Raw genomic sequence first — 25,640 nt, 5'->3', positions numbered from 1 at the left:
CTTATGTTAAATTGCATTTCCAATACAATCCCAGATGTCGGCGAAACAAAGTGCTCGGACTGCGCAGGCATTTATGTCCGACCGCGCTGGCAGCGCTGGGCGGACTAGTTGACGAATTTCTTCATGGGCTACTCGTCGGCCACGACGCGGCGGCTGGTCGACGAGGAATGGTGACCGGGAGTGCCAATGCGATTGGTTTTGATCCCAGAGTAGCCTGGGGAAATCGGTCGGAAAAAAAACTGGGCCCGGGCGTCGTCCTCCAGGCGATCTTCTCGGTGGCGCGACGGATCGCGCCGTTGCTTTTGCCCGCGCGCTCAGCCGCAAAGTGGCGCGTATTTACCGAAGAGCGCTCGGAACGGCCTGTGAGGTCGAGTCACCGAACATGCCAGCGGAGCAAGGCTTCCCTCACCTCTTATCATCTGGTCGACCGTCGGTTCGAGAATCAGGGATCGATTCACATCACGCACGTTCTACATCGAAGCGATCGCGGTGGCCAACGAACGATCAGGCAAAGTAACCCTCGTCGAGTTGTACGATCGCGTCTTCAACTACCCGGGCGCCGTGTTCCGAACCGAGCAATTCAAGCGCTGACCGGCCGCCAAAGCGCTGTTGCGCGCGTCCCAACCATCGGCCGCCAGCAACCGTGGAGTTCAGCATAGTGCCCAGTCATGAGTCCACCCGTCGTGCCGCTACGCATGCTTAAGTCCTCATTTCTCTGACCGCCCGTTCCAGATTCGCCCGCATGATCACGCGATGAAACGGCGCAATCGTCGCAAGATAGATACGTCCCAGTCTGTTATGGCAATGCACCACCGTCCCCGCGAGCAGCTCGCGCCCATTTGCCGCATCGGCGCGAAGTTGGATGGTGACGCGGAAGTCGAGATGCCGGTCATCCGCGCCCACGACCAACTCCGTCGCACTCTTTGACAGCAGCGGAAAGAAGCCGATAACCGGCCCACGCGCTGCTCCAGCAACACCGACGGCGTGAGACGATTTGACGCTGACTGTCACCATCACTACATCGCGGACACGCAAGAGTGCACGAATCCACCACGCCTGCCGCTCGAACACGATGCGTGCCAGCGCCTCCAGATCATCGCTGGCCTCTGCCGGCAGTCGAATTGCAAAGGCGTCTGAAAGGTCTGCGCCCGCGTAGAGCGGCGCAAGCACGCTGTCGCCAGGCATGGGCACGGCGCGCGCTTTGGTCATGGGTGCCTCACCTCAGTCCTTGTCCAACTCCGCAAAGAATCAACGACCACGATATTGCGTGCCCCCTTGCTCGATGCTGGATACAACCAGCCCTTCGTAGATGCCATACTGCCCCACAGGCAATACCGGCCGTAACGTCTCCTGCATTTTCTGTGTATCGAACAGGCGTTCGACAACCCACCCGACCAGATAGAGTGCGGCAAGACATCCGCCAGCCGTCGCGACATTGCCACTGCTCGTGAACGGCCTGTCGTCCAATTCCACGCCTTCTGCGTGCAGGGCCGCTCGCGCATCAGGATGTGTTGTCGCTCGGCGTTCCGGAAGCAAGCCCAGCCGCGCAAGAATGAACGCGCCCGCACAGATCGAACCGATCAACTGACGGCTTGGATCCAGCTGGAACGCCCCCATGAAGCTTGCGTCCGAGATGGCAGCCGGCACACCCTCTTTACCGCTGGCGAATAACACAACATCGGCATGGTTGGCCTCTTCGAGTCGGCCGTGTGTGTGGATCAGCAGACCATTGGAAGATCGGAGTTCCGATTGCTTGCCCAATATGCGAACTTGCCAATCGTCTCGATTGCGCCCCAGAATATCCCACATCAAGAACAGGTCGATGTCGGTGAATTGCTCAAAGGTGATCAGCGCGAGTTGCTTCATTGGTGGCTCCGCTCACTGCTCCTGATTGCCTGCGATCAGGAACAAACACAATGGAAACCGCAGTCTAGCGACGCCGGCACGACCATACACAGTCTGTACGTTATCGGTATCACCACATGTTGACACGAGATCAATGGATTGCTGCTGGGTTCGATGCCCTCGATCAGGAAGGATATCTGGGTGTTTCCGCCGAGCGCCTGGCTCGGCGATTGAATGTGACGCGCGGCTCGTTCTATCATCATTTCCGTAGCAAAGAGGACTTCGTCCGTACCCTGCTCGTGCAATGGGAGTCGGACTACACCGATCGGATGCTCGCGTATGCGGCAGAGGGGCGCACCCTGGATGACGTGCTGGCACGTTACCTGGTGGTGGCCGCCGACAAACGGCCGCAGAGAGAAATCGAAATTCGGGCATGGGCGCGCCAGGACCCACTGGTTGCCGAATACCAGGAGCGGGTGGATTGCACCCGATTGTCATTCGCCATCTCGGTTTGCAGTGCGAGGATAGACAACCCTGTCGATGCGGAACTCATCGCGCGCTTCGCACACCTGTGTCTGATCGGCGGACAGCAATCAGGCCACAGAAATCAACCCTCCGATTTTTCTCGACTCGCGCGAACCGCGCTTGCGCTGTTGGGGAGTTCGCTGCGCCCGAGTCAGCTTTAACCTTGGCGCGCATCGATGCGTTTGAAAAGACGGCTCCGAGCCGGACCGGCAGCAGTCAACGACTGACATGGAAGGCGTCGCCCGGCCTGCCGGGGTACTTCCATCTCGAGCGCCCGGCTGGATGGCAGCTCGGCGGCTCCGTATGTGGCCTTCACTTGCGCGCCTGCCAAACCGACTCGCTCCAGGTCGGTGCCGCTGCCCGGATGATGTCGAGAACATCTGGCGGGACGTCGCCCGCTCCGGTGAGTTGGCGCACCTCCAGTACATCGTCCGCGCCGAGACCGGATGGCGCGCGCAATGCCCAGGAAATCGCCTCCTCAAGCGATCCGACTTCGATGATGTAAAAGCCACCGACCAGTTCCTTGGACTCGGCAAACGGGCCATCAACGATGTAGCGTTTCCCCTTGCTAACCGCGATTCGCGCGCCGGGCGCTGCTGGGTTCAAGCCTTCGGAAGCCACCAGGACACCGGCCTTGTGCATCTCTTCGTTGAACCTCATGTACGCCGTGAGAAGGGCCTCGTCCAAACCACCGCCGGCATCCGGCTCCTCATTGTCTGCGCTTGCCTGGGCTGTGATGATGAATCGCATCTTCGTTCTCCTGAGTTGAATGGTGCTTCAGGACCACGACGAACGAAGGACTGTCGAATCGACACGTTGCGGCCGATTTCGATGATTCGTATCGCAGCCCACCAGGCCGATGACGAGCGCCTCTGTAAGACTTGAAATCATAGGGATCCCAGCATATCCGAAAGAAGACGTTCACGACGGACAGCTAGTGGCCGACTACTGCGCGACACAGTGCGGACGGCGACCCGAACTGGCCACGTAGTTTAGCGACAGGGCACGCCGCGCTCAGAGGAAGTTCCTGATCAGCGTCGTCACCCACCGCCAGGCGCCGCCGCAGCCGGCGGCCCGGCAACGCGCATCGGGATCCGTCAGAAGGCGGCCATTGACGTCGCTCACCGAACTTGAGTTGCGCAGGAAGTACGCCACGCTGTCTTGCAAGGGATCGAGCCCGTCCTCAGGGATATCTAGCCACAGGCCGTTTTCGGTATTCAAGCGGGCCGACAGCGAATCGAAATTGAAACTGCCGAGATAATATCGATGGCCGTCGATGAGGACCAGCTTGGCGTGCATCATGCGGTTCTCCCGGTCGGAATATTCGCGCACCTCGATCCCGGCATTCACCAAACCGGGCAGATCGTCGGCATAGGCGCGCCCGACTGCCGGGAACTCTTGCGTGATGCTCGCCAGCGAGGCGCTCACCAGGATCACGTGGACACCTTCGCGCCGCTTGCGCTCAAGCGCCTCGCGCAGTTCCGGCACCAGGATCAGGTAGGGGTTGATGATCAGGATCTCGTGCTGCGCCGTATCGAACGCTTGTAGCATGTCCCGCAACGTGCCTGGCGAGCGCTTGTCGGGCCAGTCGTGGACATAGCGCAGGCGCTCGCAGGCGATTGGCATCCAGGCGGGATCAAAATACGCCCCGTGAGCGGGCGGAGCGGCGGGATCATTGGGCGTATCGGAGGCAGTTGGTGTATCGGTAGCGGCCAGCTCCGTCGCCCGGGCTGCAGCGTCGAGCGGAGCCAGCAGCCATTCGCGCCAATAATGGATGCGCGCCGGGTCCAGCGTCGCATAACCCTGTGAGACGCGATAAGGACTTGCGACTTTGAGGAATTTTTCCGGCTCGGGGCGAACCACTTCCGGGCTATTCCAGAACAAGGCGAAATGCTGGTACATGGCGTGCAGGGAGGACGCATCCTGGGCGGCGTCGCCCGACACCATCAGATCGCGCTCGCTGAGCCAGTTGCGGAAGCTCGCATCCCAGATCGAGGTACTGCCGATCACGGCCGTGTCGCCAACCAGGAACAGCTTGTCGTGCATGCGATGCGAAATCTCGACGAGATCTGATCGTGGATGGAAGATTCGGAGTTCGATGCCGGGAGCCACCTCGTGCAGGGCGACGATGAACTCGTCCTCGAACGGGAAGTGCGGCTCGGGGCCGATGCCGTCGATCAGCAGCTTGACCGGCACGCCTCGGCGCGCGGCGTCGACCAGATGACGCAACAGCAGGCCGCCGGTCTGATCGATTTCGAAGATGTAGGCGAGGATGTGGATCTGCTCGGTAGGCGTGGCACGGTCGACCAGCGCAATCCGCGACTGCATCAACTGACCGTCGTCAAGACTGGCGACCAGGTCGACACATTGCGCGTGGCCGTGCTGAGCAAAGGCAAACACGCATGCCAGAATGAGCGCCAGGCTTCTCGTTGTTGTCATGATGTGGTGAACTGGTTCGATGTGTCTCGGGCCCTACGTCCGTGAAGGTCTGGAAGGTTTTGTCGCGTTAGCGCGGTCAAGTGGCTCGCTGTTACTTCGGGAAGGTGAACAGAACGGCGAGCCCGAGATAGTTACCGTGGACAAGAGCGGCGCGAATCTGGCTGCACTTTAAGCACTCAGTGGACAGGACATCAGCGCAGTTGAAAGAATGGCTTTCCAGAACGTCCGATTGTCGCCGATTTATGAGCACTGTTCCAACGACCGCTGATGGGCCGAGTGCCGTCTCATCGAGAAGTCCGAGCGTCCTTCAAGCCCCACCCAATCGTCGGCAATATACTTTAGCTGCACGGACATCGCATATGAATGGGGACGACCTGTTCGCCCTGATAACGGCCCTCGGCTGGGCGGTCGACCAACCCTCATTCGCGCCACGAGCGAATCATCTCGTTCACCTCATTACGAGCGCCATCCTGACAAGTCGACCTGGCAACGATGCCAGGAAGGCAACGCGGTGAATCAAATTGCCGACGGATACTTCCTGCAAGGGAAGCCTTGGGGGTTCGAACCAGATGGCGGAAAGCGGGCTGGAGCCGATACTCGAATGGCACGTTAGTGCACCTGAGCGATTGGCCGCTTCTGGCCGAACTGCGTCGCACGACCGAGGACGACGGTCACCCTCACTTTAAGCACGCCGCGCCATGCGCGCACCGGCGAAGGAAGCGACAAATATTGTGTGTAACGGCAAGTCTAGTAACCTGCAGCACGGCGATTGAGCGCGCAAGCCCGCCGTCTTGCCGTGATCGAGGGGATTTTTTTGCGGGATTTCGGCGGGTGGCGCATGCGCCGTCGCGATGCGTATCGCTCGGGAAGTCGAGAATGCAACGATCGTGTTCGTTGTTTGTGATCGGGGCGATCGGTACCTGTCGACAGGCGTGTTTCCAGCCTGATGGACGTCGACCGGATGTCTCGTTTCAATCTACGATTTTTTTTGTACGGACTTCGCTCTACGTGTTTGCGTCGCCGAGTCTGCGAACAAGTCGATCACGACCCCGCGCAACCAGCGATTGCCTTCGTCCTGCTGGACTCGCGCGTGCCAGAGCAAATGGATCGGCGCTGCGGGCAACGTCGAGGGCAATGCGCGCATGCTCAGTGAGAAAGGCGTTGCCAGTTGCAAGGCAAGTCGCTCTGGCACCGTGGCAATCAGATCGGTGCGTTGCAGGATGTAGCCGACGCTCATGAAGTGCGGAACCGTCAACCGTACCCGGCGCTGCACACCTCGCCGTTTCAGCCAATCGTCCACCTGACCGTGCCCGGTACCTGCGGACACCACCACCAGATGCTCGGCCTCACGCCAGGCGCCAAGCGTGAGCGGCGCATCTTCGAGCGCATGGCCGCGCCTGAACAGGCACACATACCGCTGATCGAACAGACGGCGCTGATAGAAACCGCCCTTGAGCTGCGGCAGCAGGCCGATGGCGAGATCGACCCGGCCCGCGGCCATCTCACTGCTCAGGTTGACGCTCGTGTCACGAACGGTATTAAGCGCGATGCCCGGCGCCTCGCGCGACAGCCGTTCGACCAGCGCGGGCAGAAACACGACCTCGCCGATATCGGTCATGCCGATCGTTATCGTGCGCGTGACACGCAGCGGATCAAAACCGGTCTCTGGATTGAGTGCGTCATGCAGGATCGCTAACGCCTGAGAAACTGGCTCTGCCAGTTGCAACGCGAACGGCGTGGGCACCACTCCGCCAGGTCCCCGCACAAAGAGCGGGTCCCCGAGCCGTCGACGCAGTTTAGCGAGAGCGTTGCTAACGCCGGGCTGACTCATGTTCATCTGCTCGGCCACGGTCGATACTCGCCGCTCCTGCATCAACCGTTGGAAAAGCAGCAACAGATTGAGATCGACTTCGCTCAGCTTCATGACGCGGGCATCCCAGGCTCATTGATTTCAGTGATGATGAAAATTCGCCCCATTTTATTGTGAAATGGACGCCTGGTGCCGAGTATTCAGATACGGCGCACGCATCCGGCTTCAACACAGTATGCGTACCGTGCCGACTCAAACACAGTCCGAATACTGGAGACAACCCATGGAACAACTGGATCTGAAGATCGCGATAATTGGTGCCGGCATCGGCGGCCTCACGCTCGCGCTCGCACTGCGAGAACATGGCATCGATGCGCAACTCTACGAGCAGACCGACGAGCTTCGCGAGGTCGGAGCCGCAGTCGCGCTGTCGGCGAATGCGACGCGGTTTTACGAGCGTATGGGATTACGGGCCGCTTTCGACGCGGTGTGCGCTGAAATACCCGAGCTGATCTATCGGGACGGGCGCAGCGGCGAAGTGATTGGACAGCATCGAGGCGAACCGAGCTATCGCCAGCAGTTCGGCGGCGCCTATTGGGGCGTACACCGCGCGGACCTGCAGACCGTATTGTCGAACGCAGTCGGCCTCGAGCGCATCAATCTCAGCCATCGGCTGACCGATCTCGTGCAGCATCCGGATCGTGTGAGTCTGAGTTTCGCCAACGGTCGTTGCATCGACGCCGATCTGGTAATCGGCGCGGACGGGGCACGTTCAATCACGCGACGCTGGATGCTCGGCTACGACGACGCCCTGTATTCTGGCTGCTCCGGTTTTCGTGGCGTGGTACCGGCTGAAAATATGGATCTGCTGCCCTCCCCTGAGGCCATTCAATTCTGGCTCGGCCCGCAAGGCCATCTGCTTCACTATCCGATCGGCGACAAGGGCGACCAGAACTTTCTGCTTGTCGAGCGTCATCCCTCGCCGTGGTCATCACGCGACTGGGTCATGCCGGCGAGCGAGGGTGAGCAGCTGCGCCTGTTCAGGGACTGGCATCCGGCGGTAGTGCAGATGATCACGGCAGTACCGATCAGCCAGCGCTGGGGCCTGTTCCATCGTCCCCCGCTCGGGCGCTGGAGCAAGGGCCGCGTGACGCTGATCGGCGATGCCGCGCACGCGCTCGTGCCGCACCATGGCCAGGGCGCCAATCAGTCGATCGAAGATGCCGTGGTGCTGGCCGCGCAGTTGGCCAAGGCGGGCCCGGGTCGTTGGCACACGGCGCAGGAAGCCTACGAGCGGTTGCGACGGGGCCGCACGCGCAAGGTGCAATTCGCCTCGATAGCGACGGCTGACGTGTTGCATCTGCCAGACGGCCCCGAAGCGCAGGCGCGCAACGCCCGCCTTCGCGCACGCGACAGCCTGCTGCATCACCTGGACTGGATTCACGATTTCGACGCCCTTGCACAAGAGCCGACCGAACGCCAGGGCGGCACCTGGCTTTGAAGAGCGCTCCTCTCATTGACGTCGGTCACGCCCCACGCCCCTGCATGTAATACGGATCGACCCGGCGTCGCTCCTTGCCGTCAGCTTTCGGTGTCCAACGTACGGCACAGGAGTGAGCCGCGGCTGGCCGGATAGAAAAAGCTTTGAAACAAAGTTTAAATAAACCGGCATCCTCGAACCGACTGGGATTGGCTTTGGGGCGACCGGCACCTGCTGGCCGCCTGCAATCCATAGTCCGGTGATTTATTTCCTGCTGATACCCTTGTCCCCCGTCTATACAGTCCAGGTACAGCAGAAATTCGACCACGTTCCCGTTCCACTTCCGGTATTTCCGTCATAGCGGAGTACCTTAAAAGCCCAGCCGCCTTGAACACGATACCCAAAAACCATTGCCCGGTTTCCGCCTTCATAGTGCTGGCTCGAATTGTCAGTTCCGGCTGTTGTTAATTCATTATCCAATGGTGCTGCTGACGAGGTAAAAGACAATTTTCTTCTGTATTTAGGCTTACCAAATGTATCGTAGCCTAGTTCTTTCCTTTCTGACGTATCACGCAAATCCTGGCTTCCAATGCCACTTGCCCGATGGCCTCCGGCACTCCATGCAACGTGAGCCACGCCATAATCGGTGACAACAAACCGGCATCCAGAAAATTCTGACGTCAGGAAATAATTGAAATCCTTTAATGTCTCGTAACTTACTTTTGTCACACCGTCAACCGACCATGACAGAAAGTAAACGGATTCCGTTTCTATTGGATTGAATTGATGGTCATCCGACAAATAATAATCTGATCCGAGCTTATATGTCGCCATGGTCAACCCGCCTCTCCAACCACCGTCACTCGCTGGCAGCGCTAGCTTTCCGTGCAGCTTTACGCCAAATGTGGTTTGCCCAATATAGCTTGAAATATCCGCCCAAAATGACATTTTCTCCTCCTGACAGAATTCAGTATGGGTTTTCAAAGTCATCATCGGCAGACTAGGAGACAAGCGTTTCCCAAACGTTTCCTCGCAGAACAGCGCAACCACTTTTTGCGGGCGTGACTGCGCCGACATAGCCCCCTTGCATCTTGTGGCCGCCGACCACGCGCGCCCCTCGACCAAGGCCAGGCTAATATCGCTCTGGCGCGCTAATCAAGGGCAACCCAACATGACCAAGCCTTCAATCGCAAAACCCCACAGCGGCGTGTTCAGAACATTGGCAGCCTTACTGACGTCAAGTGCAGTCTTGTCCGGGTCCGTTTCGACGCCCGCCGTCGCACAAACGGGCGACCCGAACACATCGATAGCCATGGCGTTCGCGCCGAGCGGCACGCTGCGGGCATCGATCAATCTCGGCAATCCGGTTCTGGCGAGTCTCGATCCGGTGACAGGCAAACCAGTCGGCGTGTCGGTCGATCTCGCCACCGAATTCGCCAAAAGACTTGGCGTGGCGCTGCAACTGGTCGTGGTCAAGTCGGCTGGGGCTTCGGTTGAAAACGTCAATCAGGACAAGGCAGACATCGGTTTCTTCGCCGTCGATCCGAAGCGCGGACAGGAAATCGCTTTCACCAAACCGTATGTACTGATCGAAGGGTTTTATCTCGTGCGCGACACCTCGCCGATCACCAGCAACGACGATGTCGATCAGCCCGGCGTGACGGTCGCGGTCGGCAAGGGCAGCGCCTACGATCTGTTTCTGACGCGCGAACTGCATCACGCGACAATCGTCCGGATTCCAACCTCACCGGCCGTTGTGCAGAGCTTTCTGGATCAGCATCTCGACGTGGCCGCAGGCGTTAAGCAACAGCTCGAAAAAGACGCCGCTAAAGCGGGCGGATTGCGGATACTGGACCAGCGCTTCATGGTGATTCGTCAGGCAATGGGCGTGCCAAAGGCCCGGGGCGATGAAGCGGCCGCGTATCTGTCGAGGTTCGTTGAGGACATGAAGGCGTCGGGTTTCGTCGCGGCGTCGCTGGCGCGGCATCACATCGCGGGCGCGGCAGTCGCAGGCAACGACGAGTAGCGCGCCACGCGCTTGTTTCCCTGATGTGCCCCAATCTGATGCAAGGGTCTCGCCCCGACCGGCGAGCAAGCGGACGAGCGGTCAACGCGGTCCTTTACTGATGTTCCTCGGACCCCGGCATTGGCGGCAGCCAGCATAACCTGGCCCCTTGCCAACTCATTTCGGCATCCAGACGATCATCCGGCGTAGTTCTTCAGGATGCGCAGATCGGTCACGGAGTACGCCATACCGAGCCGATAACCCCGTCCGACGCGCACGGGCGCAATCAGGTGCATGTCCTCGCCGTCGACCTCGGGAGTCTTCAGTTCCGCCGATCCGGTCCAGACATCCACGATCGCGAGATTGTCCGTGAGCGACATGGTGAGTTCATCGACCGGCGGTTTCTCCTGAAATCCCGCTGCGAGTTGAGGAAAGTAACGGCGCATCGTTGTTGGCCGGTTGAACACGGTCGCCGGGTCAGCAACAGGTTCTTCGAGCTGGATACGGGCGGTCGCCAGCCGCTCTCCGTGCGCGGACACGCTGGCGCCGAAGCGGCTTCCGTTGGCAAGCGGCGCAGCAGCCAGACTGGGCGCGGAGAAACTGCGAGTCTGGTAGACGCTGGCGAGTTTCTTCGGAAACCCTTGCGCCCATCCGCGGGCAATGGCGGCATCGTTATCGACAAAGATGTAGGGGCAGTAATTGACCGGAACACCTTCGAAGATCGCCTCGACCAGAACGAAGGCCTCGCGGTATTGATACCGGGCCGGGTCCGTCAATTCGTCATTGGAACCCGTGAACTGCCAATCCAGAAACCAGAAGAAGGCCCGGCCGCCGGATTTCTCATCCGCCGTGAGGCCTGGCGGAAGGAGCGCCGCGATCGCTTTCTGGTCGGCCCAGTATTCGACGGCGAGACAGTCGCTGGAATAGTGCCACGGTGGCAGCGTCGCCAGGGCGGACTTTCCTTGCGGAGTAACAGGAACCGAAAACGCTTTAGGCATCTCGCTTCTCCTTGACAGAGGCGACGGGACGTCGCTGTACGTGAAATCCATACGTTCCCAGGGAACGCCGTGCATCATCTGAGACGGACCGTTCGAGGACATAACGCGTGGCCAGAATGCGACTCGCGGTAACGCTCGATTCCGGCGTGCCGTGCGCAAGGCCATAGTGCCGCGCCGCGTCTGCCAACGCTTTCGAATTCGCACGACCGCGCATCGGACGCGGTTAGTGATCGTTATGCCGTTGCCGGGATCGTTCGCGAGAAACTGATTCGATACCCGTGGGCTCCACGGGAAATGGGGCGGTGTTTTCGGACGCCCGGACCGACGCCCTCACCTTTCAAAAATCTTTCTGAAAGTGCCCTGCTTTATACTAGAACGAAACTATCAGTATTCGTTCGAGGAAGTTAATGGCACTGGCCAAGCGCAAAGAATTCAAAAAGGGGTTGCCAGTCGGGCAAAGGCTAGGCCGCATTGTGGGGTTCAGACTCCGGAGTGGAAAAAAGACCCCACCCTCCTCTGCTTTGGCGGTGATCAAACGAACCGCCCTGATGTTGCTGAGCGGTCAGCAGCTTCTGATAGCGAATGACGCGCCCCAGGAAGTCCGGAAATTGCTGTGGTATTACGACTGGGCCACGATCGGCGATTCCATCATGGATCTGTCACAAAGATTTCTGATCGACCCGCGCATCTCCATCGATTTATGCATGCCCCACGGTCCGCTAGAACTGTTTGCCGGCGATGACCGGTTCCGCCGCGTAGCCCGTTCGCTGAACGATTGCGACGCCCGATATGACATGGTGATCGTGCAAAGCCTCACCACGAAGGCGATCCTCAAGAAGCTTCAATACCATCCGTTTACCCCGTGGTTTTCGATCATGGGGCACCGCAGGGATGAGCACTTTTCGAGGATTCATCTCGCGTACGAACAGATTGCACGCGTGTTCAAATCGCAGCACGAATCGGGGCCGATTGAACCCACGCTAAGGGCTCCGAATCAATGCATGGGACGGTCCGGTGAATTCACGATTTCGATCGCGGTGGGCGGCGGCGACACGCGCCGCCGGTTTGATGATTGGGCGGCGCTTATCCGGCTGATTTCCTCGAACTGGCCGAAACAGGCCCCGAGTCTGCGGTTTATCCTCCTGGGCGCAGGCAAAAGTGCGTTCGAGGCCGTAACAGCGATTCGTGATGACGTGGATTGCCGCACTATCGACGCGCACGTCGATCTGCCAAATATCACGGCTGCGGCCGAGCTGATAGAGCAAAGCTGTTTTTTTGTTGGAGCGGATGGAGGGCTTATGCATATTGCCGCAGCCCTGGGGAAACCTGGCGTGGCGATGTTCTGTGAAATCAGGCCTGAGTGGCGTCTCCATTCCCAATCAAAAATGCGGACCATTTTCGCTGAGCGGGATATCAACAGCATTCCGGCCGAAACAATCGCGAACGAGGTGACTGATTACTGTCGCAAACTGCTGCCGTTTCGCCTGGAGTGAGTCTGGAAGACGCGCTCAGCCGTAGCTGTCCCAGGGGGCGCGCACAAAGTAGGTCTATCCGCTTCGCCCATCCAGGCGGGCTGCCACGCCTGCAGCGTTTTAACGCGCCGAACCGATTCATTCCCTCCAAAAAGCGGTTACCTGAATTTAGATAAAACCGGCTATTTTATAATGCCAGTTGAACCTCTAATCTTCACTCACCGGCCACTAATCGGGTCCAACCAGCCAGGGAGTGAATCATGGAACAACGCCTCGACTTCTACAAAGCCAGCCCCGCCGCCATCAAGAGCCTGCTCGGCGTCGAAGATCGCATCAATAAATCGGCACTCGAAAAATCGCTGACTGAACTGGTCCGCCTGCGCGCTTCCCAGATCAACGGTTGCGCCTTCTGCGTCGACATGCACACCACCGACGCCCGCAAAGGCGGCGAATCAGAACGGCGCCTGGCCACCGTCGTGGTGTGGCGTGAAACGCCCTTCTTCACCGACCGTGAGCGCGCCGCGCTCGAATGGACCGAAGCGCTCACGCTGGTGTCGCAAGAACACGTACCCGACGCCGTGTGGCAAGCCGTACGCCCGCACTTCAGCGACGAGGAACTGGCCGACCTGACGCTGCTGGTCTGCGCCATCAACGCGTGGAACCGCTTTGCGATCGCGTTTCGCAAGCTGCCATCCTGAGCGCATGGCAGCCGTGCTGCCGCGCCCCCTATTTCCGTATCAACCCTGAAGGAAAGAAGCCATGAAGATCATGCATGTCGACGCGAGCGCCAAACGCGAACGATCTAACTCACGCGCGTTAAGCCGGTATTTTCTGGAGCGCCTGCGCGAGGACGGTATGGATATCGAGGTCGATTATCTCGACGTCACGGTCGATACGCCGCCGCATGTGAACGAAGCATTCGCGATCGCGACCTACACGCCGTCGCACGAGCGCACAGCCGCGATGAAAGCGACGCTGGCCGCATCGGATGCGCTGTGCAAGCGCCTGCTCGAGGCCGATGCGCTGGTCTTTGCCATGCCCATGTACAACTGGTCGATGCCTTCCGCATTCAAGGCATTCATCGACAGCATCACGCGTGGCGGCGTGACCTATGTGCATACGGAAGACGGCCGCATAGAAGGCCAGCTTGTGCGGCAGAAGGTGCTCTTCATCACGAGCCGCGGTGCCGATTTGCGCGCCGGCTCACCCTACGCGTCGATGGACGCCCTGACGCCGGCGCTCAAGGCTGCTTTCGGATTTCTCGGCGTGGCGGATCCGTCCTTCGTCGACGCCCAGCCGTTGCAGTTTGCAGACCCGGCGGCGCGGCTCGAAGCACTCGAACGCGCGCGCGTCGAACTCGCCGCCGTGGCGGCGAACTGGGTCAATCCAGTGGAGTTGGAGCCGGCCTCGACCGTGGAACTGAACAACGACGTCACGGCATAAAGCCAGGAGTAATCGCATGAAAATTCGTACGCTTATCGCGACGGCAGCGCTCGCCGGTTTGTCCATCGCGGCAGTCTCTCAACCCGTCTTCGCCGCCGATCCGGCCGCTGCACGGGAGACAATCACGCCCGCGTTCGCCGAAGCCATCGCCAACGTTCCGGGCAAAACGATGACGGCGCTGGTCGTCGACTATGCGCCCGGCGGCAAGTCGCTACCGCATCGCCATGGGCAAGCCTTTGTGGTCGGCTATGTTCTGTCGGGTGCGATCCGCAGCCGGGTCAATGAAGGCGAGGTACGCGTCTTTCACGCGGGCGAACACTGGATCGAAAAGCCCGGCGCGCATCATGGCGTCAGCGAGAACGCGAGCGATACGGAACCCGCCAGGCTGCTGGCCATTTTCGTGGCGGATACGAACGATAAAAACCTGGTCACGTTCGACAAACAGTGAGCGTGTCATGTGAGAGGCAGGCGTTTTATACCCCTCGCCTGCTTTCACCTTCCTGCAGCAACCCGCATCCCTAGAACTTCGGATGACATTCGAAATTCACTGACGATGCGTGCTCGGTCATCATCTGCACGCCGCTCACCGTTTCGGTTGTGACACTGCTCTGCATGCCACGGCGCTCGCAGAAATCGCGCGCCTCGCTGACCGCCTGTTCGTGCGCGCGGGCCCACGCCATCCGCCCGCCCGTCGCGCTCGCCGCCACCGTGTATGTGCCGGGCTTGTCGGTGGCGACAACGTCGGTCGCCGATGCACATCCGGCCAGACTGGCGCAAGCGGCGATCGCCGCGATGAGCGCGCGCGCCCGGCTGGACAATAAGTTTCGGCGCTGCACCGCTGCTGAGGTCCGTTCCTGAGCGGGCCGCTGATCTGAAATGGGGTCGAACCTGTTCATCTACGGTTTTTAACTATTTTTCCAATCTCGGAATTATGCGCAATCAGGCGCGCGAGATCAGCACCTTCAACCGAAAACACTGTTGCATACGCCTGAACAATGCCCCGCAAGCCTTGTCGGGGCGCGAATCAGGGAGACCACGGCGCAACGGGCGCAGCGCGCGATTCTGGCGGCTTGAGCCGGGTTTCTCCGATCTCCCGCTCCCATGCAACATCCGCATTCTTCTCATAAAAACAATGCACTGGCTTTATCCCGTCAGTTGACTTGAAATTAGCACGGTCATTCCATTTTTTGCCTCGACCGGTCGGGGTCGCCGGGGTCGATGAAGTCAGACCACGTTCGCCCCCGCATAAAGACTGTGCAATCAAGTCCGCAACAGGCGGATATAAAAAGAGGAGACATGCATGCGTTTTATCAATCATGGCGTTTGCGGAGCCACGCTGATTCTTGCTGCCGGTGGCGCCGCTGCCGCCGAGTCGAGCGTGACCTTGTACGGCGTTGTCGATGCGAACATTCAGTATCTGGACAACGGCGGCGTTCATTCGTATGCCGAGAAAAGCGGCGGCTCGACCGGCTCCCTGTTTGGCCTGAAGGGCACGGAAGACCTGGGCGGTGGCCTGAAGGCGCAGTTCAACGTCGAAACGGGCTTTAACGTGAACAATGGCGGCTTGTTCGCCGACACCTCGGCGCTCTTCTACCGCCAGGCATGGGTCGGCCTGAGCCACGACAAATACGGTTCGTTGACCATGGGTCGTCAGTACGACCCAAGCTTCCGGGTCATCTATCCGTCCGATCCGTTTCGCGCGAACGAAGTGCTCTCGCCGTTTTCAGCCGCTGTCCTCGCAGTCGACCGGAACACGCTCTCGACGCAATACGATTCCGGCCGCGCCAGCAATTCGGTCATGTATCAATCGCCGAATCTCAAGGGCCTGAAGTTCTACGGCATGTATGCGTTCGCCGCCACGGTGAGCCAGCCCGTGCCGGCGACGACTGGCAACATGCTGAACGTCGCGGCCACGTACTCCGGCTACGGTTTCTACGCGGGTCTTGCGTATGTGAACCAGCATCCGGGACAGGAAACCATTGCCGGCCTGCCTGCTTCGCTGAGCCTGCTGGGCACCGAGCATTTCATCGGCGCGCTCGCTTACCGGATCGGCATCGTCAATTTCCAGTTCAACTATTCCTATAACCGCGCGCAGGATCCGGCGCGCGGCTCGCTGGCCGCGCATCTGGGCACCGGCCATTCGGTGAGCATTGCGGAGTTGGGCGCGACGATCCAGGCCACGCCAGTCGACGTGATCGAGATTGCGGGTATTCAGCGCAACGTGCGCGGCGCGCATGACAACGCGCCGGGCATCGAGTTGGGTGTCGACCACTCGATATCCCAACGCACGAGCCTGTACATGCGGGCGGGCTACATGAAGAACAACGGCACCGCCACGGTGAGCTGGCCGGGCGTCACCGTGACGGCGCCAGGAACCAGGCAGATTCTGGCGACTGTGGGGATGACGCATCGGTTCTGAAGCGAATCGCCGCGACCGTATCGCGCGGGAGCTTCGCTGTCTGGCGGCGAAGCTCCTGACCGATCCCGCGCGATTCATGATCTGCCGCGTGCCCGTCGGGTGGCGGCAATCAGGGCGACGGTGGCGAGGTGGTGATGAGGTCCTGGCGGTGCGTTCGTGAACCGCTCAGGGCGAGGCGCTCGCGCTGGCCGGTGGGCTCGGGAGTAAGTTTGCAGCGCTGCCGCCTGCATCCGGCGGCGCGATGTCGTCCGGCGTGGGTGTCGGCGCGAGAGCCGGCGAACCGCTGCCATGCGTCTCACCGTCGACCGATCCATTCGCTGCGCCGCTTACCGCCCCGCTCGCCGGCACAGGCGCTTGAAGAAGGGGGGGCTGCGCCGCGAACGGCTTCGGTTCGACATCCGCAGCGGACGCAGGCGCAAACGCCGGTGCAGGTACAGGCGCGCTAACCACAGGGGCGTGGCGCGGCGTATTGCGCGCGACAACCGGCGCTTCAGTCTTCGTGGACGACGCCGCGAACAGATGCTGGAACCACTCGCGCAACCTGCCCGAGCGTTCCGCAAACCAGCCCGGCTGCTGATCGGTCGCGAATCTGACGCGGCTGTCGATCAGCTTCGAGCGCTGCGCGCGCTGGAAAAAATCGCCGACGATCGGCAACGCGCTGTGCGCCCCCTGGCCCCAATAGTCGCTGCGCAAGGTCACCCGGCTGTCGTTGAAGCCGACCCACGCGCCGGCCACGAGTTGCGGCTGGATCAGGATGAACCAGCCGTCGGCGTTGCCCTGCGTGGTGCCCGTCTTGCCCGCGACGTCGCCGCGCACGCCAAAGCGGCTGCGGATGCTCGAGCCCGTGCCCCGGCTCACCACGTCGCGCATCACATCGACGAGCGTGCGGGCGGTGTCGACCGGCAACTCCTGTTTGGGCGGCACCGGTGCGAACTCGGCCAGCACCTCGCCGTTGCGGTCTTCGATACGCGTGACCATCACCGGCTCCACGTAAGCGCCGAGGTTGGCGATCGTGCCATAGGCCGAAACCATCTCCTTGAGTGTCACCGGACTCGTGCCAAGCGCCAGCGACGGCACCGGGTCGAGTTCGCTGTCGCGCACGCCCATGGCGCGCGCCAGTCTCGCGACCTTGTTCGGACCGACCGTTTCCATCAACTGCGCCGTGATCCGGTTGCGGGAATACGCGAGACCGTCGCGCAGGCTGATGGCCCGCTCGCTCGGTTCATCCTCGTCGTTTGGACGCCAGACTTCGCCGCCGGCCAGCGGGATCTCGACGGGTTTGTCGATAAAAGTATCGGAAGGTTTGGCGCCGTCTTCGAAGGCCGCCGCGTAGACGAACGGCTTGAAGGTCGAACCGGGTTGCCGCCGTGCCTGCTGGACGTGGTCGAACGGATCCTGGCTAAAGTCCCGGCTACCGACCCATGCCTTGATCTGGCCGTTGCGCGGGTCCATCGCGAGAAAGTCCGCCTGCACCCGGGTCTTGGATTCGCACACCGACTGCACCAGGTTGCGATCGGACGAAACGCGCTTCAGCGCATCGTCGTCCGTCAGGCCAGCGTCTTTCGCGGCCCGATAGTCGGGCGTTTCGCGCAGGAAAGTCTGCAGCAGATCGCGGCCGGCCGCACAACCTGCGCGCGTGCCCCAGGCCGAATTGGCAATCCCTTGCAACTGGTTGCCCTGCAAGGTCACGGCCTGGGTGGCCATGGTCTGCAGGCGCGAATCGATGGTGGTGCGCACCACGAGCCCGTCGGAGTACATGTTGTAGTCGTTGCGATCGGCCCATGCCGCGAGCCACTTACGCAGTTGCTGTGCGAAGTGCGGCGCGGGTCCGGGCGGCTCGGTCTGCCGCTCGAAATCGATGCGCAGCGGACGGCGCGAGAGCGTCGCGTAGGCCGCGGGCGTGAGCTTGCCGTACTTGACCATTTGCGCCAGCACCGTATTGCGCCGCTGCAGGGCGCGTTCGGGGTTGAGCACCGGGTTGTAGTAGCTGTTGCCTTTGAGCATGCCGGTGAGCGTCGCGCTTTCCAGCACGTTCAGCTCGCCGGCCGATTTGTCGAAATAGGTTCGTGCCGCCATCTCGATGCCGTAGGCGTTGTAGAGGAACGGCACCGTATTGAGGTAGGTCTCGAGGATCTCGTCCTTGGTGTAGAGCGCCTCGATCTTGAGGGCGGTGATTGCTTCCTTGATCTTGCGGGTCAGCGTGGGGGCGCGGCCGATCTCGTCTGGATAGAGATTGCGGGCGAGTTGCTGGGTAATGGTCGAGCCGCCCTGACGGTCGCCGGAAAACGTGTGCAGCGCGGCCGATGCCGTACGGCGCCAATCCAGGCCGAAATGCTGGTAGAAGCGGTGATCTTCCGTGGCGACGAGCGCGTTCACTACGTTGGGCGAGATGTCCTGAAGTTTCACCCACTCACGGTTCGAGGGTTTGAATTCGGCGAGCAGTTTGCCGTCTGCCGAGAGAATCTGCGCCGGCTGCTCGATTTTCGCCTTGCGGATATCGCCGATGCTGGGCGTGAACGGGATCAGCGCCAGCACATACACCACGAAGAGCGCCGGGATCGCGGCGCAGGCCCATGCCAGGCCACGCAACGTGGGGTGGCGGAGGTGCCAGAAGGCCCGGGCGATGGGCTGATTCGCGAGGGTTAGCCCTTTTTCAAGGGTCTGTAGGAGTTTGGGGATGAGGCGCTTCACTCGGGGTTACCGTTTGGGTTCTGCTTGACGAAGGCAGCATCGTAGCAGGGGGTGGCGGGTGGTTTGTTTTTGTCTCTGGTTTTGGGGTGTTGGGTGTTGCTTGCTTTGTTTGCTTTGTTTGCTTTGCTTGCTTTGCTTGCTTTGCTTGCTTTGTTTGCTTTGTTTGCTTTGTTTGCTTTGTTTGCCTGGGCGGCGCTTTGGTTGTGGTTTTGTGGTGTTGGCCTTTCCTTGCTTTGTTAGTAGTCTGTTTTGGCTGTGCTTTTATGGTGTTGGCCTTTCCTTGTTTTCTTAGTGGTCTATTAGCGTTGCCCCTGTGCCCCTGTGCTCCTTGGCCTTTCCTTGAGTTGTTAGTGGTTTATTAGCGTCGCCCCTGTGCGGGGCAGGCACCTACTTTTCTTTGCCTGCCGCAAAGCAAAGTAGGCAAAAGAAAGCGGCTCAAACCGCTAATTCTTAAGCGGGTCCCCCGCACAGCCACGGTAGTGGTGCATCTGGAATCCGTGCCCTCGCACACTCCGCGTCAGTGACACAGCAGTCATTCTTCCGGCGGCGCTGCGCGCGCCGAAGCCCGTTTCACAAACCACCCGCTAAGCTTTCTCTCCCACGGTTTGCCCTGTTCCCTGACTCGTCGTTACATTGTCGCCGTGGGCACAACCGCGGCAGCGAATGCGGCTTGTCGTTGCATCGCTGCCACTAAGCTGCGGTTTCGCTCTCCCGTTTACCCTGTTCCCTGACGAGTCGTTGCATCGCTGCCGTGGGCACAAGTGCGGCCGTGCAGTGAATGCGGCGCATTGCCATTTCAATTGAAGTGGGGGTTCGCCAATTGGCGCGGGAGCGCCTCGCTGAGGCGAAGCCGATAGCCCCCACCGAGCCCAACCGAAGCCCCCAGGTTTCCCTGGCAGACCCGTCCGCGACGCACGTAGTGCGGAGTGGGAGCGAATGAGCGCCTTGTCACTGGCGCCGAATGTGCGAGGACACGGATTCCAGATGCACCACTACCGTGGCTGCGCGGGGGACCCGCTTAAGAGTTAGCGGTGTGAGCCGCTTTCTTTTGCCTACTTTGCTTTGCGGCAGGCAAAGAAAAGTAGGTGCCGCCCCGCACAGGGGCAACGCTAATAAACCACCAAGAAAACAAGGAAAGGCCAACACCATAGGCACACAGTCAAAACAGACCACTACCAAAGCAAAAAAAGACCAAAAAACCATACAGAGAAAAGACCAAAAAACCCAGACCAAGGCCAAACCAACCGCCGAACAGGCAAAACCCCAACCCCCCTCTATAATGTCGCCAATTCCGACAAGAGGTGCTTCATGATCATCAAACCGCGCGTGCGTGGCTTCATCTGTGTATCGACTCATCCGACCGGCTGCGAAGCCAACGTCAAGGAGCAGATCGAATACGTCAAGGCACGTGGCCCCATTGCCAATGGCCCGAAGAAAGTGCTCGTGATCGGCGCCTCCACCGGCTACGGCCTCGCCGCCCGCATCAGCGCCGCATTCGGCTCCGACGCCGCCACGCTCGGCGTCTTCTTCGAGCGCGCCGGCAGCGAAACCAAAGCCGGCACGGCAGGCTGGTACAACACCGCCGCCTTCGAGAAATTCGCCACGGAAAAAGGCCTGTACGCGACCAGCATCAACGGCGACGCCTTCTCCGACGAAGTCAAGCAACGCACCATCGAAGTCATCAAGCGCGATCTCGGTCAGGTCGACCTGGTCGTCTACAGCCTCGCCGCCCCCAAGCGCACGCATCCGAAAACCGGTGAAGTGTTCAGCTCCACCCTGAAGCCGGTCGGCAAAGCCGTCACCCTGCGCGGCATCGACACGGACAAGGAAGTCATCAAGGAAACCGTCCTCGAACCCGCTACGCAAGCCGAAATCGACAACACCGTCGCGGTGATGGGCGGCGAAGACTGGCAGATGTGGATCGACGCCCTGCTCGACGCCGGCGTGCTCGCCGACGGCGCGAAGACAACCGCGTTCACCTACCTCGGCGAAAAGATCACCCACGACATCTACTGGAACGGCTCGATCGGCGCGGCCAAAAAAGATCTCGACCAGAAGGTGCTCGGCATTCGCCAGAAACTCGCGGCCAAGGGCGGCGATGCACGCGTTTCAGTGCTCAAGGCGGTCGTCACGCAAGCCAGCTCCGCGATCCCGATGATGCCGCTGTACCTGTCGCTGCTCTTCAAGGTCATGAAGGAAAAAGGCACGCACGAAGGCTGCATCGAGCAGGTCTACGGCCTCTACAAAGACAGCATGTACGGCGCGACGCCGCACATCGACGAAGAAGGCCGTCTGCGCGCCGACTACAAGGAACTCGATCCCGACGTGCAAGCGCGCGTTCAGGCACTCTGGACCCAGGTGACCGACAACAATATCTACGAACTCACCGACTTCAGCGGCTACAAGACCGACTTCCTGCGTCTGTTCGGATTCGAGATCGCCGGCGTGGACTACGAAGCCGACGTCAATCCGGATGTGCAGATCCCAGGGCTCGTGCAGATCTGAGCCTTTGCGGGGCGCTTACCGCCCCGCCTGCCCGCTGGTTGTCTGTTGAGGTTTGTAGCGTTCGTACCGTTCGTACCGTTTGTAGAGCGATCGGCAGTCCATCCCGGACTGCCTACACGAGGACTTGTCGCGCGATGATCTTCGAGGCGGGCGAAGCGGCGATGTGGCGGCTCGTGCAGCGCTACACAGGCCGGGTGGGATACCGGCGCGGCGTCAAGTCCGAAGGGCTTTCGGCGAACCCGCCGGTCATCGATTGCTCCGGATGGACCGCCCTGCTTCTCACGCAGGCGCTGCGAGCGGAGAACGAGGCGGCCTCCCGCCAGGTGTTCGCCGCTGACGACATGGAAGCGCTGCACGTATGGTCCGATCGGATCATTCACGAGATCGGGCACCGCACAGGATTCATTCTCCAGGGGGCCGAAGTCACGGCCCACGCGCTCCCGCGCTGCGCGACCATTGGGCTGAAGATGGGCGATCCCGCCTGGGCGCTTAACCATCCCCGCTCACGCGGCATCACTCACATCGTTCAGATCGTCCGCCGCCCGGACGACGATGCGCCATTCGTTTCCGAAGCGTTCGGCGGTTCGGCGGCGCCTGGCATCAGCCTTACGCCGCTGACAGAGTGGCTTGCCCGCTCCCAGCCGTCTATTCTCGCAAACGAAGTGTGGGCGGTGGATGCGTTCCGCTTGGCGCCCTAGCCGATCGGTGTGTCAGCAGGGGAACGCCCCCTGAAGCGAGCGCAGAATGGCGAGCCCGATCGGAAAGTCGTCTGAAATACTCGGATGATTGGCGAAAAACTGATCAAGCAGCGGATAGACATTCTGGTTGCCAATAGCCAGGTTCTGCGGCGGACAGAACAGCGGCGGACGCTTCTTCGACACCAGATCCCCGTTCGCCCAGCCCAGCGCGTTGATCGTGCCCGTAATGTAGGCCGCGTAGACCGAGTTGTTGTCGGTATGCGCCCAGAGCTTGTATTGCGCAGCCGTCATCTCGGCGCTTGCGTTGAGCGTAAAACAGGCCGTCAGCACAGCCAGTGCAAATTTCAATACCCGCATGTTCAAACCTTCAATCTGTGTTGCGAAACCGGCCATTGTAGGCGAGTCAGGTCGAGCTACGCAGAAGCATCCCGCACTCTGGATTTCGTAAGTATTTCGCAGGTGTTGTTGTAAGCATTCGTCTGCGAATGAGCCCCATCGCCTCAATATCGCCGTCGTTCGGCCGTGCCGCTTATCCGCCGATGTGGCAGCGCGCGAGCGAGGCCGCCCGCCGCGCCTCAAGTTCTCCATTTTTCCGCCGTAGTCTGTGAAGGTAGTCCTAAAACCGTGGCCCGGCTCGAGTCGTGCCGAGGTGTCGCAAGCAGCGTTCCGATTCGTGCAGCACCCCTCCACCCTTCACGGAAACCATGATTTCGTCACTCCGCACCCGCATTCTGATCATTTCTTCCGCTACCGTCATCGGTGCGCTCGCACTCTCGGGCGCCACCGCCTATGTCACGATGCGTGCCAACACGATGGAGAGCATCGCGCAGAATCTGAACGCCATCGCCGGCGCCAATGCGCTGGCCATCGACAAGTGGGTGGCGGCCAAAGCACAGGCCGTGAAGGTGACCGCTGAAGAGGTCGAACACGGCGATCCGCAAGGCCTGGTCAAGCATATGAGCCGCGCGGACGGCTTCCCGATTACGACGGTCGGCTGGACCGACAAGACCTTTTTCTCGACCAGCGGCACGCCGCCGGACTACGACCCGACCGCACGCCCCTGGTACAAGGCGGCGCTCGCCGCGGGCGGACTGGTGGTCACGAAGCCTTACGGCGATGCATCGACAGGCGTGCCTTTCGTATCGTTCGCCGCGCCGATGATCCGTAACGGCCAGCCGGCCGGCGCGGTGAGCGGCGCCGTGCCGCTCGACGGGGTGCGCGAAGTGGTCGCCACCGTGCATCCCACGCCATCGAGCCTCGCCTTCGTGGTGGCGCGCGACGGTCAGGTTATCGCGCATCCGGACGCCAAATTGATTCTCAAGCAGGCATCCGATATCTCCGCGGCGCTCACGCCGGACGCGCTGACGTCGCTCGCGCAAGCGGGCGCGCCGATGGAAGTCGATCTGGGCGGCGTGGCGAAGCTGCTCGAGGCGCAGCCGGTGCACGGCACCGACTGGTATCTGGTGATCGCACTCGACAAGGCGGAGGCAACAGCAGGTCTCGCCAACGTCCTGCGGGCGCTCGGTGTGGCCATGGTGTTGCTGACGCTGGCGGCAGTGGGCATCGCCGCTTACTTCACCTCGCATTCGTTCCGCAGCCTCTCGCAGGTGCGCGATGCGATGGATACCATTGGCTCGGGCAGCGGCGATCTCACCCATCGTCTGCCGGTGGTCGGCAATGACGAAGTCGCGCAGATTTCCGCCTCGTTCAACGCGTTTGTCGACAAGATTGGCACGGTGCTGCTGGAAGTGCGGGCCGGCGTCGAAAACATGAAGATCGCGACCAGCGAAATCGAAATGGGCAACCGCGATCTGTCGCAGCGCACGGAAACATCCGCCAGCAATTTGCAGAACACTTCCGCTGCCCTCACGCAGTTGACCGCCAGCGTCAGGCAATCGGCCGAATCCGCCGTGGAGGCCACACGGCTCGCGACCTCGGCAAGCCAGGCGGCGGCCCGCGGCGGCGAAGTCGTGACGAGCGCGGTCAGCACGATGGACGACATCGCCAAATCCTCGGCGCGCATTACCGAAATCATCGGCGTGATCGACAGCATCGCGTTTCAGACCAACATCCTCGCGCTCAACGCGGCCGTCGAAGCGGCACGCGCCGGCGAGAATGGCCGCGGATTCGCCGTGGTTGCAGGCGAAGTGCGCACGCTGGCGCAGCGCTGCGCCACGGCCGCTCGCGAGATCAAGGACCTGATTCAGGCCTCGGAAGCCAGCGTCGGCACGGGCGCGCAGCGTGTCCAGGCGGCGGGCGCGGCGATGCAGGAAATCGTCGCGGGCATCGACCGCGTGAATCGTGTGATTGGCGAAATCGACGGCGCGATGAACGAACAGAGCGCCGGCATCAGCCAGATCGACCGCAGCGTCGCCGAGATGGACCAGGCGACACAGCAGAACGCTGCCCTCGTCGAGCAATCGACTGCCGCCTCGGCGACGCTGAACGAGCAGGCGCACGGCCTGTCGCGCATCGTGGGTCTGTTCAGGCTGCGTCACGCCGACGCTCGCGCGTAAAGCGCACCGAAGGCAGCACAGCAACCACGCGACGCCGCTACAAACCGCTATTGCCAACTGCGCCGAGCGAGCCACCTGAGCCGGATCGCCGGTCCGGCGTCAGCAGGGATGCGCGGCTTATGGCGTGCCGTTGCGGCAGTACGCGAGGTAGCCAGGGCGCGTGGCAAGGCGCGCCATGTAAGCCGACAGCGCGGGAAAATCGGCATGATGCAATGGCGTTTCGAGCCAGCGGTTAATCGAGAGCGCGATCGGAACATCCGCAAGCGAGAACGATGGCCCCGCGATGAAGGCGCCGGTTGTCTCCAGTTGCCTGTCGACGATGGCAATATGCCTGGCCCAGTTCGCGCACGACAGATCGATCTGCTGTGGATCCTGATGAGCCGGCGAGTGCCGGACCAGCGCGAGAAACGCGTAGCTCCATGCCCGGTTCAGCTCACTCGCCTGCCAGTCGATCCATTGATCGCACTTCGCCCGCTCGCAAGGATCGGTCGGGTAGAGAAACTCGCCGCCATAGCGGCCGGCCAGATAACGGATGATCGAGTTGGATTCCCACAGCACGAACTCGCCGTCCCGGATCACCGGCACCATGGCGTTGGGATTCAACGCGACGAATTCGGGCACGTTGGGGGACCTGAATCCGGCCCCCCAGTCCTCCCGCTCGAACGGCAGGCTGAGTTCGGCACATGTCCACAGTACTTTGCGCACGTTGATGGATGAGGCTTTGCCTAGTATCTGAAGCATGGGTCGTCGCCGCTGGTTCGGTCGCTATGGATGAATTTCACCGGAAATCCGCT

26 protein-coding genes and 1 pseudogene are annotated in these 25,640 nt (G+C 60.9%); 14 read left to right on the top strand and 13 right to left on the bottom strand.

Annotated features, from left to right (window positions below; translation table 11 throughout):
- Window positions 1-504 precede the first annotated feature (504 nt).
- From PQR67_RS12105 to PQR67_RS12095, 3 genes are read right to left on the bottom strand one after another with little or no spacing between them, the layout of a single operon-like run.
- A complete protein-coding gene (locus PQR67_RS12105; RefSeq protein ID WP_408458771.1) occupies window positions 505-657 on the bottom strand; it encodes an antitoxin Xre/MbcA/ParS toxin-binding domain-containing protein in 153 nt (50 codons plus the stop codon).
- A 42-nt stretch (window positions 658-699) separates the two neighbouring features.
- Complete coding sequence (locus tag PQR67_RS12100) at window positions 700-1,209, bottom strand: DUF2867 domain-containing protein (protein ID WP_408458768.1); 510 nt, start codon at window positions 1,207-1,209, stop codon at window positions 700-702.
- A 39-nt stretch (window positions 1,210-1,248) separates the two neighbouring features.
- Window positions 1,249-1,866, bottom strand: a complete 618-nt coding sequence (locus PQR67_RS12095) for a DJ-1/PfpI family protein (RefSeq protein ID WP_408458765.1) — start codon at window positions 1,864-1,866, stop codon at window positions 1,249-1,251.
- 116 nt (window positions 1,867-1,982) lie between these two features.
- Here PQR67_RS12095 and PQR67_RS12090 point away from each other — a divergent pair, with 116 nt between their 5' ends.
- Window positions 1,983-2,531 carry a TetR/AcrR family transcriptional regulator gene (locus PQR67_RS12090; protein ID WP_408458762.1) on the top strand — a complete coding sequence of 183 codons (549 nt, stop codon included), beginning with the start codon at window positions 1,983-1,985 and terminating at the stop codon, window positions 2,529-2,531.
- 151 nt (window positions 2,532-2,682) lie between these two features.
- On the opposite strand, the gene PQR67_RS12085 is transcribed toward PQR67_RS12090, so the two are convergent.
- On the bottom strand, window positions 2,683-3,120 hold the full coding sequence (locus PQR67_RS12085; RefSeq protein WP_408458760.1) for a YciI family protein: 438 nt from the start codon (window positions 3,118-3,120) through the stop codon (window positions 2,683-2,685).
- A 264-nt stretch (window positions 3,121-3,384) separates the two neighbouring features.
- Window positions 3,385-4,809: a phospholipase D-like domain-containing protein gene (locus PQR67_RS12080; RefSeq protein WP_408458757.1), complete on the bottom strand. Its 1,425-nt coding sequence runs from the start codon at window positions 4,807-4,809 to the stop codon at window positions 3,385-3,387.
- Window positions 4,810-5,593: 784 nt separating this feature from the next.
- Between PQR67_RS12080 and PQR67_RS12075 the strand changes: the two are divergent.
- Window positions 5,594-5,756: pseudogene (locus PQR67_RS12075) on the top strand (cysteine synthase B); the annotation flags it as partial.
- A gap of 29 nt (window positions 5,757-5,785) precedes the next feature.
- Here PQR67_RS12075 and PQR67_RS12070 read toward each other — a convergent pair.
- Window positions 5,786-6,733: a LysR family transcriptional regulator gene (locus PQR67_RS12070; RefSeq protein WP_408458754.1), complete on the bottom strand. Its 948-nt coding sequence runs from the start codon at window positions 6,731-6,733 to the stop codon at window positions 5,786-5,788.
- Window positions 6,734-6,902: 169 nt separating this feature from the next.
- On the opposite strand from PQR67_RS12070, the gene PQR67_RS12065 reads away from it, so the two are divergent.
- The gene (locus PQR67_RS12065; protein ID WP_408458752.1) at window positions 6,903-8,120 is read left to right on the top strand and encodes an FAD-dependent monooxygenase; all 1,218 of its coding nucleotides are present in this window, start codon (window positions 6,903-6,905) and stop codon (window positions 8,118-8,120) included.
- 273 nt (window positions 8,121-8,393) lie between these two features.
- Here the strand turns inward: PQR67_RS12065 and PQR67_RS12060 are convergent, their stop codons facing one another.
- A complete protein-coding gene (locus tag PQR67_RS12060; protein WP_408458749.1) occupies window positions 8,394-9,176 on the bottom strand; it encodes a hypothetical protein in 783 nt (260 codons plus the stop codon).
- Window positions 9,177-9,254: 78 nt separating this feature from the next.
- Window positions 9,255-9,413: a hypothetical protein gene (locus PQR67_RS12055; protein ID WP_408458746.1), complete on the bottom strand. Its 159-nt coding sequence runs from the start codon at window positions 9,411-9,413 to the stop codon at window positions 9,255-9,257.
- Here PQR67_RS12055 and PQR67_RS12050 point away from each other — a divergent pair.
- Window positions 9,412-10,125: an ABC transporter substrate-binding protein gene (locus PQR67_RS12050; RefSeq protein WP_408458743.1), complete on the top strand. Its 714-nt coding sequence runs from the start codon at window positions 9,412-9,414 to the stop codon at window positions 10,123-10,125. The two genes, PQR67_RS12055 and PQR67_RS12050, sit on opposite strands and share 2 nt — an antisense overlap.
- Window positions 10,126-10,301: 176 nt before the next feature.
- Here PQR67_RS12050 and PQR67_RS12045 read toward each other — a convergent pair whose 3' ends face one another.
- The gene (locus PQR67_RS12045; protein ID WP_408458740.1) at window positions 10,302-11,153 is read right to left on the bottom strand and encodes an acetoacetate decarboxylase family protein; all 852 of its coding nucleotides are present in this window, start codon (window positions 11,151-11,153) and stop codon (window positions 10,302-10,304) included.
- Between the two features lie 356 nt (window positions 11,154-11,509).
- On the opposite strand from PQR67_RS12045, the gene PQR67_RS12040 reads away from it, so the two are divergent.
- The 4 genes from PQR67_RS12040 to PQR67_RS12025 all read left to right on the top strand — a co-directional run bounded on the left by PQR67_RS12040 (window position 11,510) and on the right by PQR67_RS12025 (window position 14,465).
- Entirely contained in the window at window positions 11,510-12,595 is a 1,086-nt protein-coding gene (locus tag PQR67_RS12040) for a glycosyltransferase family 9 protein (RefSeq protein ID WP_408458737.1), read from the top strand.
- A gap of 239 nt (window positions 12,596-12,834) precedes the next feature.
- On the top strand, window positions 12,835-13,272 hold the full coding sequence (locus tag PQR67_RS12035) for a carboxymuconolactone decarboxylase family protein (RefSeq protein WP_408458734.1): 438 nt from the start codon (window positions 12,835-12,837) through the stop codon (window positions 13,270-13,272).
- Window positions 13,273-13,333: 61 nt separating this feature from the next.
- Window positions 13,334-14,017: an FMN-dependent NADH-azoreductase gene (locus tag PQR67_RS12030; RefSeq protein ID WP_408458731.1), complete on the top strand. Its 684-nt coding sequence runs from the start codon at window positions 13,334-13,336 to the stop codon at window positions 14,015-14,017.
- A gap of 16 nt (window positions 14,018-14,033) precedes the next feature.
- Entirely contained in the window at window positions 14,034-14,465 is a 432-nt protein-coding gene (locus tag PQR67_RS12025) for a cupin domain-containing protein (RefSeq protein ID WP_408458729.1), read from the top strand.
- 70 nt (window positions 14,466-14,535) lie between these two features.
- Here PQR67_RS12025 and PQR67_RS12020 read toward each other — a convergent pair whose 3' ends face one another.
- Window positions 14,536-14,913, bottom strand: coding sequence for a hypothetical protein (locus tag PQR67_RS12020; RefSeq protein WP_408458726.1), 378 nt, complete (start codon window positions 14,911-14,913; stop codon window positions 14,536-14,538).
- 404 nt (window positions 14,914-15,317) lie between these two features.
- Between PQR67_RS12020 and PQR67_RS12015 the strand changes: the two genes are divergently transcribed.
- Entirely contained in the window at window positions 15,318-16,436 is a 1,119-nt protein-coding gene (locus PQR67_RS12015) for a porin (RefSeq protein ID WP_408458723.1), read from the top strand.
- 165 nt (window positions 16,437-16,601) lie between these two features.
- Here the strand turns inward: PQR67_RS12015 and PQR67_RS12010 are convergent, their stop codons facing one another.
- Window positions 16,602-19,127 (bottom strand): penicillin-binding protein 1A, encoded by a 2,526-nt coding sequence (locus tag PQR67_RS12010; RefSeq protein ID WP_408458720.1) that lies wholly within the window; start codon window positions 19,125-19,127, stop codon window positions 16,602-16,604.
- A 93-nt stretch (window positions 19,128-19,220) separates the two neighbouring features.
- Here PQR67_RS12010 and PQR67_RS12005 point away from each other — a divergent pair, with 93 nt between their 5' ends.
- From PQR67_RS12005 to PQR67_RS11990, 4 genes are all read left to right on the top strand, one after another.
- Window positions 19,221-19,367, top strand: a complete 147-nt coding sequence (locus PQR67_RS12005; protein WP_408458717.1) for a hypothetical protein — start codon at window positions 19,221-19,223, stop codon at window positions 19,365-19,367.
- A 793-nt stretch (window positions 19,368-20,160) separates the two neighbouring features.
- Window positions 20,161-20,439, top strand: coding sequence for a hypothetical protein (locus PQR67_RS12000; RefSeq protein ID WP_408458714.1), 279 nt, complete (start codon window positions 20,161-20,163; stop codon window positions 20,437-20,439).
- The gene (gene fabV / locus PQR67_RS11995) at window positions 20,436-21,632 is read left to right on the top strand and encodes an enoyl-ACP reductase FabV (RefSeq protein WP_408458711.1); all 1,197 of its coding nucleotides are present in this window, start codon (window positions 20,436-20,438) and stop codon (window positions 21,630-21,632) included. Before PQR67_RS12000 ends, fabV begins: the two co-directional genes overlap by 4 nt.
- A 134-nt stretch (window positions 21,633-21,766) precedes the next feature.
- On the top strand, window positions 21,767-22,330 hold the full coding sequence (locus tag PQR67_RS11990; protein ID WP_408458708.1) for a hypothetical protein: 564 nt from the start codon (window positions 21,767-21,769) through the stop codon (window positions 22,328-22,330).
- 12 nt (window positions 22,331-22,342) lie between these two features.
- Here PQR67_RS11990 and PQR67_RS11985 read toward each other — a convergent pair whose 3' ends face one another.
- On the bottom strand, window positions 22,343-22,687 hold the full coding sequence (locus PQR67_RS11985) for a hypothetical protein (protein ID WP_408458705.1): 345 nt from the start codon (window positions 22,685-22,687) through the stop codon (window positions 22,343-22,345).
- A 347-nt stretch (window positions 22,688-23,034) separates the two neighbouring features.
- On the opposite strand from PQR67_RS11985, the gene PQR67_RS11980 reads away from it, so the two are divergent.
- Window positions 23,035-24,846, top strand: a complete 1,812-nt coding sequence (locus tag PQR67_RS11980) for a methyl-accepting chemotaxis protein (protein WP_459251981.1) — start codon at window positions 23,035-23,037, stop codon at window positions 24,844-24,846.
- A 117-nt stretch (window positions 24,847-24,963) separates the two neighbouring features.
- Here PQR67_RS11980 and PQR67_RS11975 read toward each other — a convergent pair whose 3' ends face one another.
- Complete coding sequence (locus PQR67_RS11975) at window positions 24,964-25,587, bottom strand: glutathione S-transferase family protein (protein WP_408458702.1); 624 nt, start codon at window positions 25,585-25,587, stop codon at window positions 24,964-24,966.
- Between the last annotated feature and the right edge of the window lie 53 nt (window positions 25,588-25,640).

The sequence above is a fragment of the Paraburkholderia fungorum genome, assembly GCF_046026025.1.
GTDB classification, from domain to species: Bacteria; Pseudomonadota; Gammaproteobacteria; order Burkholderiales; family Burkholderiaceae; genus Paraburkholderia; species Paraburkholderia fungorum_E.
This window is presented reverse-complemented; position numbering and strand designations above follow the sequence as displayed.